This is a genomic window from Streptomyces sp. SCSIO 30461 (assembly GCF_037023745.1).
Taxonomy (GTDB): domain Bacteria; phylum Actinomycetota; class Actinomycetes; order Streptomycetales; family Streptomycetaceae; genus Streptomyces.
Map to the genome: position 1 here is coordinate 5,563,594 of NZ_CP146101.1, position 15,988 is coordinate 5,579,581.

Annotated in this window: 14 protein-coding genes and 1 pseudogene; 6 read left to right on the top strand and 9 right to left on the bottom strand. The window is 69.8% G+C overall.

The annotated features are described in order from the left end of the window. The first annotated feature begins 9 nt into the window (after positions 1-9). Both V1460_RS24935 and V1460_RS24940 read left to right on the top strand, forming a co-directional pair. Positions 10-711: a maleylpyruvate isomerase family mycothiol-dependent enzyme gene (locus tag V1460_RS24935; protein ID WP_338675841.1), complete on the top strand. Its 702-nt coding sequence runs from the start codon at positions 10-12 to the stop codon at positions 709-711. Positions 712-825: 114 nt separating this feature from the next. Then, positions 826-1,479 carry an MBL fold metallo-hydrolase gene (locus V1460_RS24940; protein WP_338675842.1) on the top strand — a complete coding sequence of 218 codons (654 nt, stop codon included), beginning with the start codon at positions 826-828 and terminating at the stop codon, positions 1,477-1,479. A gap of 184 nt (positions 1,480-1,663) precedes the next feature. Here V1460_RS24940 and V1460_RS24945 read toward each other — a convergent pair whose 3' ends face one another. Then, a complete protein-coding gene (locus V1460_RS24945; RefSeq protein WP_338675843.1) occupies positions 1,664-3,760 on the bottom strand; it encodes a hypothetical protein in 2,097 nt (698 codons plus the stop codon). Between the two features lie 164 nt (positions 3,761-3,924). Between V1460_RS24945 and V1460_RS24950 the strand changes: the two genes are divergently transcribed. The 3 genes from V1460_RS24950 (at position 3,925) to V1460_RS24960 (ending at position 6,803) form a co-directional block, all read left to right on the top strand. After that, complete coding sequence (locus V1460_RS24950; RefSeq protein WP_338675844.1) at positions 3,925-4,047, top strand: hypothetical protein; 123 nt, start codon at positions 3,925-3,927, stop codon at positions 4,045-4,047. Between the two features lie 412 nt (positions 4,048-4,459). Beyond that, positions 4,460-4,663: a hypothetical protein gene (locus V1460_RS24955; protein WP_338675845.1), complete on the top strand. Its 204-nt coding sequence runs from the start codon at positions 4,460-4,462 to the stop codon at positions 4,661-4,663. A 259-nt stretch (positions 4,664-4,922) separates the two neighbouring features. Beyond that, positions 4,923-6,803, top strand: a complete 1,881-nt coding sequence (locus V1460_RS24960) for a hypothetical protein (protein ID WP_338675846.1) — start codon at positions 4,923-4,925, stop codon at positions 6,801-6,803. Between the two features lie 224 nt (positions 6,804-7,027). Here V1460_RS24960 and V1460_RS24965 read toward each other — a convergent pair. From V1460_RS24965 to V1460_RS24975, 3 genes and pseudogenes are all read right to left on the bottom strand, one after another. Continuing rightward, positions 7,028-7,399 (bottom strand): annotated as a pseudogene (locus V1460_RS24965) (ATP-binding protein); the annotation flags it as partial. A gap of 402 nt (positions 7,400-7,801) precedes the next feature. Continuing rightward, positions 7,802-7,966, bottom strand: coding sequence for a hypothetical protein (locus V1460_RS24970; RefSeq protein ID WP_338675847.1), 165 nt, complete (start codon positions 7,964-7,966; stop codon positions 7,802-7,804). Continuing rightward, positions 7,950-9,050, bottom strand: a complete 1,101-nt coding sequence (locus tag V1460_RS24975; protein ID WP_338675848.1) for a phosphotransferase — start codon at positions 9,048-9,050, stop codon at positions 7,950-7,952. The genes V1460_RS24970 and V1460_RS24975 overlap by 17 nt, the downstream gene beginning before the upstream one ends. Positions 9,051-9,574: 524 nt before the next feature. Between V1460_RS24975 and V1460_RS24980 the strand changes: the two genes are divergently transcribed. Next, positions 9,575-9,964 (top strand): hypothetical protein, encoded by a 390-nt coding sequence (locus V1460_RS24980; RefSeq protein WP_338675849.1) that lies wholly within the window; start codon positions 9,575-9,577, stop codon positions 9,962-9,964. A 77-nt stretch (positions 9,965-10,041) separates the two neighbouring features. Here the strand turns inward: V1460_RS24980 and V1460_RS24985 are convergent, their stop codons facing one another. The 5 genes from V1460_RS24985 to V1460_RS25005 all read right to left on the bottom strand — a co-directional run bounded on the left by V1460_RS24985 (position 10,042) and on the right by V1460_RS25005 (position 15,913). Beyond that, the gene (locus V1460_RS24985) at positions 10,042-11,043 is read right to left on the bottom strand and encodes a thioesterase domain-containing protein (RefSeq protein WP_338675850.1); all 1,002 of its coding nucleotides are present in this window, start codon (positions 11,041-11,043) and stop codon (positions 10,042-10,044) included. Continuing rightward, positions 11,040-12,065: a beta-ketoacyl synthase N-terminal-like domain-containing protein gene (locus V1460_RS24990; protein ID WP_338675851.1), complete on the bottom strand. Its 1,026-nt coding sequence runs from the start codon at positions 12,063-12,065 to the stop codon at positions 11,040-11,042. Before V1460_RS24990 ends, V1460_RS24985 begins: the two co-directional genes overlap by 4 nt. After that, positions 12,062-13,195, bottom strand: a complete 1,134-nt coding sequence (locus V1460_RS24995) for a beta-ketoacyl synthase N-terminal-like domain-containing protein (RefSeq protein WP_338675852.1) — start codon at positions 13,193-13,195, stop codon at positions 12,062-12,064. The genes V1460_RS24990 and V1460_RS24995 overlap by 4 nt, the downstream gene beginning before the upstream one ends. After that, on the bottom strand, positions 13,192-14,976 hold the full coding sequence (locus V1460_RS25000) for an AMP-binding protein (protein ID WP_338675853.1): 1,785 nt from the start codon (positions 14,974-14,976) through the stop codon (positions 13,192-13,194). Before V1460_RS25000 ends, V1460_RS24995 begins: the two co-directional genes overlap by 4 nt. A gap of 160 nt (positions 14,977-15,136) precedes the next feature. After that, positions 15,137-15,913, bottom strand: coding sequence for a nucleoside 2-deoxyribosyltransferase (locus V1460_RS25005; RefSeq protein WP_338675854.1), 777 nt, complete (start codon positions 15,911-15,913; stop codon positions 15,137-15,139). Between the last annotated feature and the right edge of the window lie 75 nt (positions 15,914-15,988).

Sequence of the window (15,988 nt, forward strand, 5' to 3'; positions counted from 1 at the left end):
GTCGGACCCATGATCGATCCCCTGCGTGACCTGGCCTCTGTACACGAAGCGACCGAGCGGCTGCTCATCGCAGCCGCCGAACTCGACAACGCGGCCGTCTCGGAGCCGTCACGGCTTCCGGGCTGGAGCCGCGGCCATGTGCTGGCCCATGTCGCCCGCAACGCCGACGCCCTCGTCAATGCCCTCGAAGGCCGCCCCATGTACCCGAGCGGCGAGGCCCGGAAGGCCGACATCGAGCGGGACGCGCCCCGGCCGCTCGGGGCCCAGCTCGACGACGTACGCGAGAGCGGCGCCCGGTTCCGGACCGTGGCCGCGGGCCAGGACGCGGTGGAGGGTGGCTGGGATCGCACGGTCGAGCTGCGCAACGGCGTCACGGACACGGCCTCACGGGTGCCCTTCCGGCGCCTCGTCGAGGTGGAGCTGCACCATGTCGACCTCGGCATCGGATACGAGCTGGAGGACCTCCCGGGCAGCTTCACCGAGCGCGAGATCGACTTCCTCACCCGGCGGTTCGCCGGGCACGCGGACGTACCGGCGACCACGGTCGTCGCGGACGACGGCCGTACGTGGGACACGGGCGGCGGGGCCGACGGCGCGGCGGTGACCGTCACGGGGTCCCCGGCCGATCTCCTCGGCTGGCTGGCCGGCCGGCGCGACGGCGCGACCCTCAAGGCCTCGGGGGGAACCCTTCCCGCGCTGCCGCCGCTGTGATCGCATCCGTGCGCGGTTCGAGGCGGGCTTCGGTCACGCTCCGGGGGCTCCGGGTGCACTTCGGTCCCGGCGATCATGCTGCCGACCCGGTGATCACCTGAGTACGCTGCCTCCATGACTTACAGCGGAGCGGTGAAGGTCGGCGGCCCGGCGGATGTCCATGAGCTCAGCGAGCTGATGATCTCCAAGGTCGCGGTCGGCCCGATGGACAACAACGCGTATCTGCTGCGCTGCCGGGCGACCGGCGAGCAGCTGCTGATCGACGCCGCCAACGAACCCCGGACCCTGCTCTCGCTGATCGGTGACGACGGCATCGCGTCCGTCGTCACCACCCATCAGCACGGTGACCACTGGCAGGCGCTCAGGGAGGTGGTCGACGCGACCGGGGCCCGGACCTACACGGGCCGCGACGACGCGGGCGGCATTCCGGTGGCGACGGATGTGCTCGTCGACGACGGCGATGTCATCAGGGTGGGCCGGGTCGAGCTGACCGCCCGCCACCTCGTCGGCCACACCCCCGGGTCGATCGCCCTGGTCTACGACGACCCGCACGGCCATCCGCACGTGTTCACCGGCGACTGCCTGTTCCCGGGCGGTCCTGGCCGGACAACACGGCCGGAAGAGTTCAACTCGCTGATGAACGACCTGGAGACCAAGATCTTCGGACGGCTTCCCGACGAGACCTGGGTCTACCCGGGGCATGGCGGCGACACCACTCTGGGCGCCGAGCGTCCGCATCTGCCGGAGTGGCGCGCACGAGGCTGGTAACCGTCCACGACGACCGCCCCTGTTTCGAAACCGAAGAGGGGCGGTCGCGCGTTCAGGCCCGTTCAACGCTCGGGAGGGTCATGCCCCACGGACGGTGGCCTCCAGAGCACCGTCACCGACGCCGGCAGCAGTGACCGCCAGGGTCGGGGGACTGTTGCATGGGCTGCGGTCTGCTGGGCGGGGTTCACCTGGCAGGCAGCGGAACCTCCCACCTCTCCGCAATCCATCCCTTTGGCTCCCAGCCGTACTGCCTCAGCCTTCTCCCCTCTTCCACCCGTCCGGCCGCGCACAGCAGATCGGCCGCCAGCGTCATGGCGCCGGTATTGCCAGCTTCAGCGTGGAGCCGCAGCCGCTCCAAGGCCTCGGCTATCCGTGTGGGCTTCTGCAACAACCAGGCATAGTCGTCCCTCAACATCAGTGGGGCCCACTCCGTGGTAACCCTCGCGCCGTCGACGACGTTGCGCTGGACCCAGGCATCCGCAGCCTCGATTTGTTCCATCTTCTCCGGCAGGGTGTCCATCCCCAAGGGGGCGGAATCACTTGCCTCGGTAGCACGCTGGTGGCACGTGAATGCTTCGTCCGTCCTGCCGTGCCTCGTCAGCAACAAGACTGCCCATCCGAGGGCGAGAAGGTCGCCAGACTCGGCGCCGCGCTGGTACCAGGCAATCGCCTCCTCCATCCGGTCAGCCACCCGCAAGAGGTCGGCCGCCGGTCTCAGCGCACGGGTGTCGCCGGTCTCGGCGGCGCTCCGGTAGAGAAGCATGGCGATGCGGAGAAGACCACGGGCGTGGGCTGCGCGGGCCAGTGATGCGCGGGCTGCGGGAATACTGTGATCAATCAGAGCGTCCCACGTGTGAGCCGGAAAGGGGACAACGGAAGCATCGCGGGCGTCGGGAGCCGGAAGAACGGTGCCGATGGAACGTCGGCCGTGTTGTTCGAGGTAGTCGGCGAGGCGGTAGTGGGGCTGTGCAGGAGCGGCTTGGCCGCGCCGGGGGCGGATGCGGGTCAGCGGGCCGCGGGTGCCGCGCACCGGGCGGGCGACATGAGCGAGGGCTTGTTCGAGCCAGTCGTCGTCCAGTAAGTCCCACTGGGTGTCGGTGAGGTAGCCCTCGGCAGCGGCTTCCAGCAGAGCCAGGGGCAGGGCAGTGCCGTGACCGAGGCGGCGGACGTCCATGGCGGCCTCGATCAGCGCTTTCGCCGCCGGGGGCGCAGTGCGGTACCGCTCGACCAGGGCGGGGACGCCAGCCAGATACTGGGTGACCTGCCCTTGCTCTGAGTGTCGAAGGGCTTCGGCCAGGCGGGGGTCGCTGGTGGCGGTGACCTCTGCGGTCTTCAGCTCATCGACGGTGAAGACCTCGGGGACTGTGATGCTCTTGTTCGTGACCAGTTGGCGGGCCTGCGAGTACGGGTCCGACCCCGTCGCGGGAACGGGGACGTAGGCGAGTGCGTCCCACTGCTCGGGCCAGATGGTGCCCAGGACCAGCACAGGGCCGCGCTCGGGGGTGTTCAGCAGCTCACGGAGGCCGGAGGCGACCTGCGCGCTGTGCTCCTGGTCGAGGAGGTAGTCCTGGGCTTCGTTGAGCCACACCACGGTCTGCGGCGCCACCAGGTCCAATTGCCCGATCACCGCTGAGGGGCGGTCCGGCTCGATCGGGTGCCACAGCCGCCATCCGTCCGACAGTTGCTTCACCGCTTCCCAGCAGGCCCGGGTCTTGCCCGTGGAGGACCCGCCGACCAGGACCGCGATGCCGCTCTGCCCGCTCTCGGCGGCGGACACCACCGAACGCAGCCGCGCGTCGAACTCCCGCGGGACGTAGGCCGGCAGCGCGCCGAGCTTGCCGATGGCAGCGCCGACGTCAAGGGCCGGGTGCACCTCCAGACGGTCCAGGACAAGCAGGTCGTCGAACTCGCTGATCGGCCGACCCGCAGGGGTGTACATCCCGGCCTCGGTCCACAGCTTGCGCACCCGCGCGGCCAGATCGCCCTCGTCCCACGCGGCGCGGCGGGCGAGCACCATGGCGATGGAGACCGCGTCAGCCTGGCTGGGCGGCAGGTTCGGGGAGCTGATGATGCGGCTGATGGTGTCCCGGCTCGGCGCCCCTGAGAGGTTGTCGTCGGCCTCGATGTCCGCAGTCATGTCGCCCAGGCTCGGGGTATTCGCCGCCAGGTACGCCTCGTACAGCAGATCTTTCAACTCCCGCAACGGACGCGGCCATTTCACCCGTGCCCGCTCCAGCCTTCGCGGCCGCCTGGTGGGCCCGCCCCCCTTGTCGCGACTCATCGCACCATCATCCCCCGCTCCGGTCCCGGGTACAGCCTGAACAGCACCGATACCGCCGCAGGCGGGGCGCTCGTCGCAACTGGGAGTCGATCTTTGTGCGGGGCCGAGTGTGGAGAGCGAGCTGGCCAGCTGCCTACCCGCTGATCGCGACCCATGGAGGTCCCATGTCCCGTAAGCACCTGACGCGCCCCGAGCGCCTGGCCCTTGTCTACGCCGTCCTGGGCGGAGTCGCCTCCGGTGCCGCCGGAACTTTCGTCGCCTGGCTGCTGGGCCACCTCTCCTTCTAATTCCCATCCGGGGGCCTCCTGTCCAGGCGGCCCCCGGACTCGTCTGCTTGGCTGTCGCATCGGCAGCGGAGTGGAGCCCGAGTTCCCCGCCCGTGCAGGAGCTGCCTGCCCGCGCGATCTCCAGCGGGCCGTTTCCGGTCGGCGGCTGGGGCGGCGGTGGCGAAGCCACGGCGCAGCGAGTGTCCGGACCAGTCGCAGGAGACGCCGGCGACGACGGCCAGGCGCTCGACGTCCTCGGCGGCGGCCTCGGTGGTCATCGACCCGGCCGGGTCCCGACGATGCGGCCGTGCCGGGTCATGGGGGGGCGATGCGGTACCAGCGGTTCGGCGAGTATGGCGCGGGTCTGCAGAGAGAGGGCCGCGACCTCGGAAACCGAAGGCGCACCAGCGGGCCGCGCTGGCAGGATCACCGCATGCTCATCACACCGCGCCCCGGCGCAGACCGGAAGAACATCCGGCAGGCGCTCAGCGGCGTCCACACCACGGCGATGAACCTGCAACGGCCGTACGGCAGCGCCTTCGAAGGGCTGCTGACGTATCTGGAGTGGGCCACGGAGTCCGCGCAGAGCTGCTCCGGCCAGGGTGAGGCGCTCACGGCGGGTCAGGCGTGTGCGTGACATTGGGGGTCCTCCACGGGATGGTGGTGGGCGAGTGGGAAGATGGCCGGCCTGCTGTCCACGCTGGGGCCCCTGGAGTGAACAACTCCCAGTTGCGACGAGTCGTCAGCCGTTACGGGAATTGCTCCTGCTCATGCCATCCGGGGAGGCGGGGTTCGGGGAGGATGGTGCGATGAATGGCGACACGGGGGGCGGCCTGGGGTATGGGTCGGCTGGGGAGAGCGCGAGGCGGGCGCCGCGGGGGTTGAGGCGGCCTCAGGTGGGGTGGCCGCGTGCGCTGCGGGATCTGAAGGACCTGTTGTACGAGGTGTACCTGGCGGCAGGCGCGCCCAGCCTGGATGAGATCGCCGAGGACGTTGCAGCCGATGACGGCCTGGCGGGGTCACCCAGCCGGGACACCGTCGGCCGCGTCGTCAGCGCCCCATCTCTGCCGCCCAGCCAGGCTGACGTGGTGGCCGTGGCCACTGTCCTGGCCCGCCGGGCCGCCTGGGGTGAACCGGACCTGGCCGGGCGGGTGCGTGAACTGTGGGTGCAGGCACGGATGGCGCAGGGTGCGGGGCGGCTGATCAGCGGTTTCCGCGGTTCCGATCAGCTGGTCCTGGACGACCTGGAAATCCACCCGTCCTTGGACACCGATGGTGCCCGTGACCGGTTCGGCGTCCTGCCCGCCTACCTTGTGCGAGAGCACGACGCATGCCTGAAGGCGGTGGTCGATGCCGCCGTGGCGGGACGAAGCGGGATCGCGGTCCTCGTCGAGGGATCGTCCACGGGCAAGACCCGTGCCCTGTGGGAAGCGGTCCGGGAGCTGCCTGCCCCCTGGCGGCTATGGCATCCCCTCAGTCCCACACGTCCCAATGCCGCCCTGGCCAGCCTGACGGACATCGCCCCGCACACGGTGGTGTGGCTGAACGAGGCGCAACACTACCTGGGCCCGGAACAGCTCGGTGAGCAGGTCGCGGCGGGCCTGCGGGAGTTGCTGCACGACCCGTCGCGGGCCCCGGTGCTGGTCCTGGCCACCCTGTGGCCCGAACACTGGGCCACGCTGACCACCCGCAGCGACCCGGACCGGCATGCCCAGGCACGGGATCTCCTGGTCGGGCACGAGATTGACGTGCCGGACTCGTTCAGCCGCGCCAACATAGCCGCACTCGACACCACGGCCGAGGCCGACCCCCGGCTCACGGAGGCCGTCCAGCGCGCGGACCATGCGCAGATCACCCAGTATCTGGCCGGAGTGCCCGTTCTCATGGCCCGCTACAGCAAGGCACGGAGCACCGAACGGGCCCTCATCCACGCCGCGATGGACGCCCGCCGCATGGGCGCCGGCCCTCACATCCCGTTGGACTGGCTCGCCGACGCCGCCCGCGGCTACCTCACCGACGCCGAGGACAACGCCCTCGAAGGCGACTGGCTGGCCAAAGCCCTCGCCTACGCCACCCAGCCCTGCAACGGCATTCCTGGCATCCTCACCCCCGTCAACATGGGCCGACCCCGCAACCAGCGCCGACCCGCCGCGAGCGCTACACCCACCGGCGGGCCAGCCCACAGCCCGCGAGGGCCGCACTACCTGCTGGCCGACTACCTCGACCAGCACGGCCGGCACCACCGCGCCCGCGAGATCCCGCCCATCGACTTCTGGACCGCAGCCGCCCACCACGCCCACCCCAACGACCTGAAGGCCCTCGGCTACTCAGCCTGGGAGCGTCGCTCGTACCTGGCCGGGGAGACAACCCTGTACGCCGACACACACAGAATTGCGGCCATGACCGCCTTCTTCTGCACTGCCTGTCAGCAGCGAATCAGCCCCGACCTCCGGAAAGTGGCGATGCCGCCTCCGGTGACAGAGGAAGCCCCGGGGCACAGGTTCCTGCCACCGTTGATGCCGCGCGGGTCGTATGCGATCAGCCCTCACACCGGCGTGTTCGTCCTCAATCCCGACGACGTCTCGGGGATGGCCAGACACCCAAGCCCTGGGCGTCTCAACGGATGCTGCGGACTGGACGGCTTGGACGGCCCCAACCTCGTCTGCGATGCCTGCGGAGCCGAGGTCGCAACTCAGCAGTCGGATTGCTGGTCTCAACAGCTGATCGCGCTGATCGATGGTGTCCCGCCGAGTGGTGTAACAGCGATCTCCGCATAGCCCCTGGTCAAGGCGCGGATCTGGGCGGCCGCCGCACCGCTTTCTGACGGCATGTCAGCAGAATGGGCCGCGAGCCGTCCGCCGCGTTCTTGGTCGCGATGTAGCCCGAGGCCAGTCAGATGAGGTGCGCGGCTACCGGCATCGAAACTGACTGTCCATCAGGCACGGGGTGATCGCGGACGGGCCGATTGTGACCGCGGCCTGTGCTCTTCACCTTGATCCCGTTACACCACATGAGGGGACACGACCCGCTGATCCCCGACGCGGTGACCACAGGCATCTCGCCCTCCGCTTGAACCTGTGGAGTTTCGGCAGTACCTGGCACAGGTCCGCCGGAACATGTGCGCTTTTCCGAACGATTCGTTCGAGGCGATGGCCACGCTGTTCTTCTCCTCCCTCTCGGCCAGAACCTGGAACAGCATCTCGGCGCCCCGCCGGTCAAGCTCGAGATAGCCCAGCTCGTCGATGCAGAGAAGATCGACACGCCCGTAGCGGGCGATCGTCTTAGACAGCTGCTTCTCGTCTGCGGCCTCGACGAGCTCGTTGACAAGCTTGGCGGCCAGGGCATAGCGGACGCGGCAGTCGGCCATGGCCGCGGCCCAGGCCATGCGGGCGGTGTGCCGCATCACCGAGGGGAGCCGCCTGCACATCGCCGCGAAACTGGCCTCTGCCAGCGGGTTATGGGCGTGCTTGCCCTCGAAGGTGATGGCGGCAGGGGGTGGAGGGGGTGGCATCTCCGCGTGTGCAGTCGAGGTGTCAGTCACAGTCACCTGCGTCCCTCCTGGGGATTGGTGCCGCACCTGGGTGGCTCGGCAGTGCACGGCATAACGAGGCGGCCGACGAATCGAACGTGCTCGATTCCGGTCGTGCTGGAGCCCTTGAATCGCAAGGGGTCGAAGGTGCGGTCGCAGCCCTGGGGCGGCCGTCAGGCGCCGGGGGTTGACCGAATCGCCGGTGTCCGTAACGCATGTGCCGTATGGGGGTTCCGGTGCTTCGGATCACCGCATGGACGGCGTGAGTCTCATGACGTCTACGGTCTTGACCGTGTCGAGCTGGGCAGTCTGCTGAGCGGGGGGGTGCGGGCCCCGATGCAGGACGCCGAGGCCGCCGGTCAGGGCCGGGCCTGCGGCTTGCGGGGTCATGAACTCAGCGAAGAATGTCACGCAGGGCCTCCTCCAAGGCAGGTAGCTGGTCCAGCAGCATCAGATCGGCCTCGTACCGTGCCCTGCCGTAGGACTCAAGTGCGGCGTCGACGATGTGCGGACGCTTCACTGGTGCCGAGAACGGAAACGTCGAGCAGAGCACGGCTGCACAGCCCACACGGAGCGAGGACACGAGGTCGTTCGCGGACGCCTTGGGGTTGGCATCCCGGTAGGCCAGAGCGAGATCGGTGTATCCGGTGAGCCAGCCCTCCGCACCGTTGGTCAGCACGCTGCTGGGGTCACAGCCCAGACGAGCGATTTCCCAGGCGAGGTACCCGGGTGTGGGCGGCCGGAAGTCCACGAACGCGGCGAAATCGTCGTCCTTCAACAAGACGTTGGGACCGGACAGATCGCCGTGCAGGATCTGGACCGTCAGCGGTGGAAGCGAAGCAAGGATGCACTCGACGCCACCGAAGAGAGCCTGCCGTTCACGCGTCGCCTGCAGCGACCATGCCTCGAACTCCCCAAGCCTGGGCTTGCTCTGGAACGCGGCAATCAGACCCTCATAGCTGTCTCGTGCGGTAGCCACGTCACACACCGCGGCGCCAGGTTTCAGGGTGGGTGCGGCCGCGGGGTGAGCGGCGAGCCGACGGTGGAGGCGGCCCAACGCAGTGCCCACGGCTGCCCACCGTGCACCCCTCAGGCCGCCTTCGCCGGTCGCGGTGTGGGGCACGAACGACCACAGAGACATCGGCAGAAGGCCGTCGGCCGCGATGAGTTCGTGCTCGCGCGTGCGGGTTGCCCGCGCCGTCGCGACACCTCCGTCGGCGCAGTACTCGGACAGCTCGACCGACGCCCGCTCCAGATCCAAGTGCTCCCGAGTTCGGTAGACCTTGGCGAAGTGTCGTCGGCCCGCCTGGTCCACGACGGCGTAGTTGTCCGTCGCGGTGCCCTCCGGAATACGCGTGATGCCTGCCGGGTGCATCCCGTACGCGAGCACCAGCGTGTCGGCGACCGCCTTGAACTGCTCCCCCTCTGTGGTGCGGCCGAGCGGGGAAGGCACAGCGACAGGGTTGGTGGCGGGCTGGTGAGATGCGGTGGACATGGTCTCCTCATCGAAGCGCAGCGAGGGGCTCGGATGCTGAGCGGGCGGAAGGTGGTCGGGTCGATCAGGACGCGGGCCTGAACCGCGGCCGCCAGCTGTGGCGGGCCGCGCCGCACGCGGCGCGGGGCCGCAAGGTCGCCGGCGGACAGCGCTCCGTCAATGCGGTCATCTGCTTGCGCCACCCTCGTTCGGGTGTTGGCAGTACCCGAGCCCGACCCCGGCACCACCAGCTGCCGGGGGGACCGTCCGACCGAGCGGCTCCACGGCGCCGTGCCCCGTGTATCGGCTGATCGAGGCGTTGAGCGCGGTGACCGCCACCGGCTCTTCGTGGCGAGGGCGACCGGTTCGGCATTGCGTGGGCGGGGCGTAGAGCCGGCTGGCGGGCGGCGCGGCACCAGGTGGGGGTGCTCGTCGCATAGAGTGCGGGCGCGCGGGTGTCCACGCCGTTCACCAGAAGGTGATCTTGGACGCCTTCGTTCTAGTCTCCGCAGGTACCCCTCGGGCCGCACCACCAGGAGGAACACGTGTCGTCCCCGCAAGTGATCACCCCCGAGGAGATGCTCGCCGATGCGAAGAGGCAGCTGGGCTTCCCGCGTATCGTCGCGATCTGCGGCTCCACTCGCTTCATGGCCGAGATGGTCGAGGCCGATGTGCGGGAGACGAAGGCCGGGAGGATTGTGGTCAAGCCGGGTTGCGATCTGAAGTCTGCGCACGAACTCTGGTCCGATCCTGTCGAGGCTGAGGTGCTGAAGATCCGACTCGATGAGCTGCACCGGTCGAAGATCCGGCTCGCCGATGAGGTGCTCGTGGTCGGTGACTACATCGGAGACAGCACCCGGGCCGAGATCGCCTACGCCCGGGAGCTGGGCAGGCCGGTGCGATTCACGCACCCCGAAGTCGACCCGGACGCCTGAGGGCCCGCTACCGCGTCATCCGCGGGCACCCTTCTGTGATTGGTCACCCAGCGGGTGGCATGGTGGTGAAGGCGAGCTCATGTAGCGGCGGAATGCATCGCGGCCGTGATGGCGGCAGCGAGAGGCTGCCGGTGGTCCATCACGTAGAAGTGGTCGCCCTCGAACATCTCGAGTCCGCGGAAGCGCGTGGTGAACGCGCGCCAAGAGAGCAGGCGTTCCTCGCCGATCAGCTTGTCGCGGCGGCCCCCGAACACCGAGAGGGGAACGGGCAGCGGCTCGGACTCGTGGGGAGGCGCCCAGGTGTCCAGGAGTCTGAAGTCGCTGCGGAACACAGGGGCGAACGTGGGCCAGATGGCGTCGTTGTCGAGGAGCTGCGGGGTGCTGCCGTCGACGTCCCGCAGCCAGCCGCGCAGTTCGTCGTCGGACATCAGGTGAGGGCGGTCGTCGGTGCCAGCCTCGACTCGCGGGACACCATAGGCGGACACACCCAGCCAGGTGGGGAGCGGGCTCCCCTCATGGTGGAGTCGGCGGGTGAGCTGGTAGGCGATGAGGGCGCCCAGGCTGTGGCCGAAGAACCCGAAGGGCCGGTCGAGTAGGGGAGCGATGGCGGTGTGGAAGTAGTCGACCAGCCGGTCGCAGTCGTCGATCAGCGGCAGCGCCTGCAGCTGGCCTCGGCCGGGGGCCTCCAGGAGGCAGAGTTCCCAGTCCTGGGGGAAGTGCTCCGCCCAGCCTCGGTAGAGCAGACTTGAGCCGCCGGCGTGGTGGAACAGGAACAGGCGCGCCGCCGGGTCGCTCAGCGGCCTCGGGCGGATGACCGGCCCGACCGGAATTGCTCCGACGCGCTTGGAGATGGCGAAGGCGTGCAACTCGGCGAGGGTCCTGGCACCGCTGACGGCCACGGTGTTCTCCGGGAGACCGTACGCGGTTTCCACGCGGGTGGAGATCTCGAGCATCAGCAGCGAGTCGATGTCGAGCTCTTCGGCGAAGAGTGCCTCGTCGGTCATCTCCTCGGGCTCGATCTCCAGTACGCCGGCTATCAGGGCGCGGAGATCCTCCATGGTCACGGTCGCACTGGTCATGGGTGTTCCCCCGGCTCCTGCGTGGATGGACGAGTGGTCGGTGAAGGGGTCAGCAGCAGGGCGGCGGCCGCGTCGTGGCGGGGGCCTCCGGCCGTGGCGAGCACGTTCCCAGTGGCGCTGCTCTCGAAGTGGGCAGCTGCGGCGGCGCACTGGAGGACGCCCAGTGCCCCGGACAGCGGGCCCAGCTGGGCTTCCAGGTCGATCCGGCGCGTGGCTGCGAGCAGCCGGCCCGCCCCGGCAGCCGCCTCGTCCCCGAGCCACAGTCCGACGGTTTCCTGCTCCGCCACACCGGCGCAGGTCAGCGCGGCGGGAAGGTCCCGGACCCGTGCGTACCCGGCGATCGTGGCGCGAGGCCGTGCGCCACGACAAGCGGCTGCGTCCGCCGGTTCGAGGACGACGGCGACCGCCGCGTCGGTGGACTGCTCGCCGAGCAGCTTCTCCGTCACGGCGTTGGCCGGTTCGACGCCGACGACGACGGCCCCGTCGGCGCGCCCGGCCACGATGAGGTTCCGGGCCCAGGCGAGGGCGTCCAGACCGCTCGTGACGCCGTTGCAGACGGTCACGTTGGGGCCGCGCAGCCGGTAGCGGATGGCCACCCAGCCAGCGATGACGTTGCTGGAGGTCTGGGGCAGACCCAGCGGGCTGAGGCCCCTGACGCCTTCCCTGGCGATCGTGTCGGTGGCAGCGCAGACGCTGTCCGCGTTGCCCATGTTGGTGCTGACCACGACGGCGGTCGCATCGGCCGCGCCCGTGAACGTGGCGTCGGCGTCGGCGTCGGCGTCGGTGAGACCGCCGTCGTGGAGGGCGAACTCGGCGGCCCGCAGGGCGAGCCGGGACGCACGGTCCTTGTGGCGCAGCTCGCGTCCGCTGAGCCCGGTTGCCGGGTCGAAGCCGCCCTCGCCGGGCAGGGGTCCGAGGAGGTCGCCGTACGTCGCGACACCCGGGAGCGCGAGTCCGATGCCCGTGACGACGACTCCCCGGGCGCTCGGGTTTCTCGTGTGCGCGGTGCTCGTCGCGTTCACCGGGCTGCCTCCACGATCGCGACGGCGTTGATCCCTCCGAAGCCGAACGCGTCGATCTGCGCGATGGCCAGGTCGCCGGAGGAGGGGGAGCCCTGCACCAGGCCCAGCCCCGTGGCCTCGGGGATCGGATCGGCGAGTCCCAGGACCGGGGGTACCGTCCCGATCTTCATAGCGAGCACCGCCATCACGAGGCTGAGCAGTCCCGAACCACCCAGGGTGTGGCCGGTCATCGCCTTGATCGCGGTCATCCGCGGACCGGGTCCGGCACCGGCGAAGATGCGGCGCAGGACGCTCGACTCCGTCGCGTCGTTGAGGGGGGTGCCGCTGCCGTGCAGCATCACCAGGTCGATGTCGCTCGCCCGCACCCCCGCTCTGCGGTAGGCGTCCAGCACCGTCCGGGTAACGCCGTCGGGGTCGGGCGCGGTGGCGTGGTGGGCGTCGCAGTTCATGGACACACCGCGCACCCGGGCGTGCACGGGCCCGCTCCCGGTGCCGGCGCGCTGGACGACGACGGCCGCCGCGCCCTCCCCCATCAGCATGCCCCTGTGCGTGGCATCGAAGGGGCGCAGCGCGTCGGGGATGCCGTTCTGCACCCGGTCGAGCGTGCCGAAGCCGCTCTCCGTGGCGGCGTCAGTGCCCGCGACGACGACCGTGTCAGCCATGCCAGCCTCGACCATGTCGGTCGTCAGGCCGAGCGCGTACAGCGAGGCGGAGCAGGCGTTGGCGAAGGTGTACGTGGTGGACGCCCCGAAGGCCGCCTGCAGGGCGGTGCCGAAGTGCAGGTCCTCAAGGGCGACATCCGCGTCGTCGCGCCACCACAGTTCGAGGCTGCGCTGTTCGCGCATGGTCGTCCCGACCAGCACGGGTACATGGGAGAGATCCTCACCCAGGCCCGCGTCGGCGACTGCCTGGCGGACAACAGCGGTGAGCCAGCGAGTGGCTCGCCGCGGTATGTCGCCGCCCTGGGGCCGGTCGTCGATCTCGTAGGCGTAGGCCGCCCGGTACTTGTCCGGGTCGAACGCCTTCAGGGGCTTGCGGCTCTCCTGGCCTGCGCACAGCGCGGCGAAGATCTCCTGGGGGCTGGCGCCGATGTTCGCGATGGCGGCCATGCCCGTGATGTCCCAGGTCACGGTCGGGTAGCCGCCTTCCTCAGCTCGCTGGCGGCCAGCTTGCCGGTCGACGTGGTCGGGAGCTCGTCGAGGAACTCCAGACGGGCGGGGCGCTTGTAGGCGGCGAGGCCCCCACGGATCGCGGCGGTCACCGCGCGCCGTACCACGGCCTCGTCGGATCCCGGCCGGGCCACCAGGTACGCCACGGCCTGCTCCAGGCCGTCGGCATCGCGGCCGCCGACCACCACGCAGTCCTGGACCCCTTCCACGCAGCGGATGACGCTCTCGATCTCACGCGGATAGACCTTGTAGCCGCCCAGGTTGAGCAGGTCATCGGCGCGGCACAGATGGGTGAACGTGCCGTCCGGCGCACGGCGCACCACGTCGCCGGTGTAGGCGCCGCCGTCGGCGAAGGTGACCGCTGCGGCATCTGGCCGGCCGATGTAGCCGAGGGCAACGGTCGGGCCTGCGATGTGCAGTCGGCCCTCCTTTCCGTCGGCGACGGGCGCGCCGTCAGCGGCGCGGACGGTCGCGGTGACCCCGGGCACCGGGACCCCGAAGGTCCCTGGCCGATCCTCCCTCGGCGGTGTGCCGACGACGATGTAGAGCACCTCGGTCGCGCCGAGACCGTTGAGTAACTGGGCCTGGAAGGCGGTGCGGATCCGCTCGCTGAGCGGACCCGGCAGATTCTCGCCCGCCGCCACGCACAGCCGCACGAAGTCGACGTCGTCGGAGGCGAGCGCCGTCCCGGGAGCGTTCAACAGCGCCGCGTACAGCCGGGGGACGGAGAAGAGGACGGTTGGCCGGTGGTGCTGCAGCGCGGCGGCGAGGGAGTGGACGTCGACGGTGCCGCTGATGAGCGCGATGCGGGCGCCGGCCGCCAGGGGGCATAGGACGGAGTTGCCGAAGCCGTAGCCGAAGCTCATCCGGGCGGTGGACAGCACGGTGTCCTCGGGCGTCAGCGCCAGTACCGTGCCGATGCCCTCGGCCATGGCCGCGATCGCACCCGCCGAGTGCCGCACCCCCTTGGGCATGCCGGTGCTTCCGGAGGTGTACTGCAAGAGCGCCTCACGGCCCGTGCTCCACGCGGCCGAGGTCCCGGCCTCCTGCGGGCGGTGCGCGGGACCGGCCTCGGCCGTCGCCAGAGCGGCGAGGACGTCAGCGCCGGTGAACCGGGTGGTCGTGGCGAACAACTCCTCCAGGGCGCGTTGCCGCGCGGGGGCCGCGTCCAGGTGCACCATCGCGGCGGCGCAGTCGGCGGCGATGTAGCGGACTTCGTCGTCCGTGAGCATCGGGCTGATCACCACGGGGACGCAGCCGTGCCACCACAGGCCGAGGACGGCGACCACGGTCGCCACGGAGTCATCGGCGACCAGGAGCCCGCGGGCGCCCTCGGGCACGCCTGCTGCCTGCAGGGCGCCCGCGTATCCGCGGGCTGCCTCCAGGAGGACCGCGTAGGTGATCTCCCCGGCCTGGGGGTCGAGGTAGCTGACCCGGTCACCCCGGCCGGCGGCGACATGGCCCGCCACCAGGAGGGCGATCAGGTCGACACGGTGGAGGCTCCTTGCCCGCTCGTCGAGCACGACCACCGCGGCGTCCAGGCTGGTGAAGGCTGCCGCTTCCTGCGCGGACAGGGCTCCGAACTCGCGCTCGACCGCGGCCACGACCTCGCCCTTCTCCAAGGAGGTCATGCCGAGTTCCTCATAGAACTGGGCACCAGGCTCGATGGCTTCCTTCTCCACCTCAAGGACAGACGCCACGATCTCTCGCAGCCTGTCGCGCGCAATGTCGATGTGTTCCACCGGCGGGAGTCCTTTCCGAATCTTCGTAGCCGAGCGGGATCGGGGGTGGACAGAGAGGACGAGCAGGCAACCCGCTTCCGGGGACTGCGCCGTTCACCGAGACGCGATCCGGGCGAAGATGCGGGAACGGAGCGGTGCGGCAGTCCTCGAGGGGTTGGGCTCAGGCGCCCAGGCCCACCTCGCAGGGGAAAGAGACAGACACACCCAGGGGCTCCTCCGTGAAGATGACCCTCTTGCCGAGCGCCGACATGAAGCCGAGCTCGAAGACGGTGCCGCTTCCCACGCGACCGCCCGGGTTGCACACGACGACAGCGTCGGCTCGCCGGAACGCGTCCATGTGCACGAACTTGTGCCGCCACGTGTCGCGCTCGTTCTTCAGCAAGTCCTGGTAGTCGAAGAGGATGAAATCCGTGCCCTCGGTTTCCGGCTTGATCCTGGTGCTGCGGGGGCTGAGCACCTCGGTGCCGGATTCGCGCAGCTGGGTGATGGTGCCCTCGATATGCCCCAGGGACTGCTGGAAGCTGCCGCAGACGACTGCAGTCCGAAACTCCTGCCGGATCAGACCTTCCACCATGTCGTTCGAACCGCATGCGGACAGGCCCGTGTCCAGGTAGAACCGCTCCAGCTCGGGCCCCACGATGTTGAAGTAGAGGCCCGTGTCGACGTAGAAGCTGTTGACCAGCGCGGCCGCTTCCGGCTGCGCGAGTTGCTGGAAGACTCCGGTGGCGTGCACCCGCGTGCCCTTGTTGTCCACGGCCTCGGTGAACTCCTTGAGCCCGGCGCAGAACCCGCCGACACTGTCCGCCAGCGCCTCACCGTCGAGGCCGGCTCCAAACGGAAGCCGCTCCCTCGTAAGCAGCTGCAGCTCGCCGCTCTGGAGACGATAGACACTGACGCGCTCCGAGCCGAAGTGGACCAGGACCCTGCCCTCTGTCACCACTGTGCTGTTCTCCTTCTTCTCGATCCGACGCGTTGAGAGCCCTCAGCCAGCGGGGAGTCAGCCGAGGTAGGC

What these genes read in the sequence shown, in the direction of transcription:
- V1460_RS24935 (WP_338675841.1), top strand. Translation starts at nt 10, where the DNA reads ATGATCGATCCCCTGCGTGACCTGGCCTCTGTACACGAAGCGACCGAG.
- V1460_RS24940 (WP_338675842.1), top strand. Translation starts at nt 826, where the DNA reads ATGACTTACAGCGGAGCGGTGAAGGTCGGCGGCCCGGCGGATGTCCAT.
- V1460_RS24945 (WP_338675843.1), bottom strand. Translation starts at nt 3,760, where the DNA reads ATGAGTCGCGACAAGGGGGGCGGGCCCACCAGGCGGCCGCGAAGGCTG.
- V1460_RS24950 (WP_338675844.1), top strand. Translation starts at nt 3,925, where the DNA reads ATGTCCCGTAAGCACCTGACGCGCCCCGAGCGCCTGGCCCTTGTCTAC.
- V1460_RS24955 (WP_338675845.1), top strand. Translation starts at nt 4,460, where the DNA reads ATGCTCATCACACCGCGCCCCGGCGCAGACCGGAAGAACATCCGGCAG.
- V1460_RS24975 (WP_338675848.1), bottom strand. Translation starts at nt 9,050, where the DNA reads ATGTCCACCGCATCTCACCAGCCCGCCACCAACCCTGTCGCTGTGCCT.
- V1460_RS24985 (WP_338675850.1), bottom strand. Translation starts at nt 11,043, where the DNA reads ATGACCAGTGCGACCGTGACCATGGAGGATCTCCGCGCCCTGATAGCC.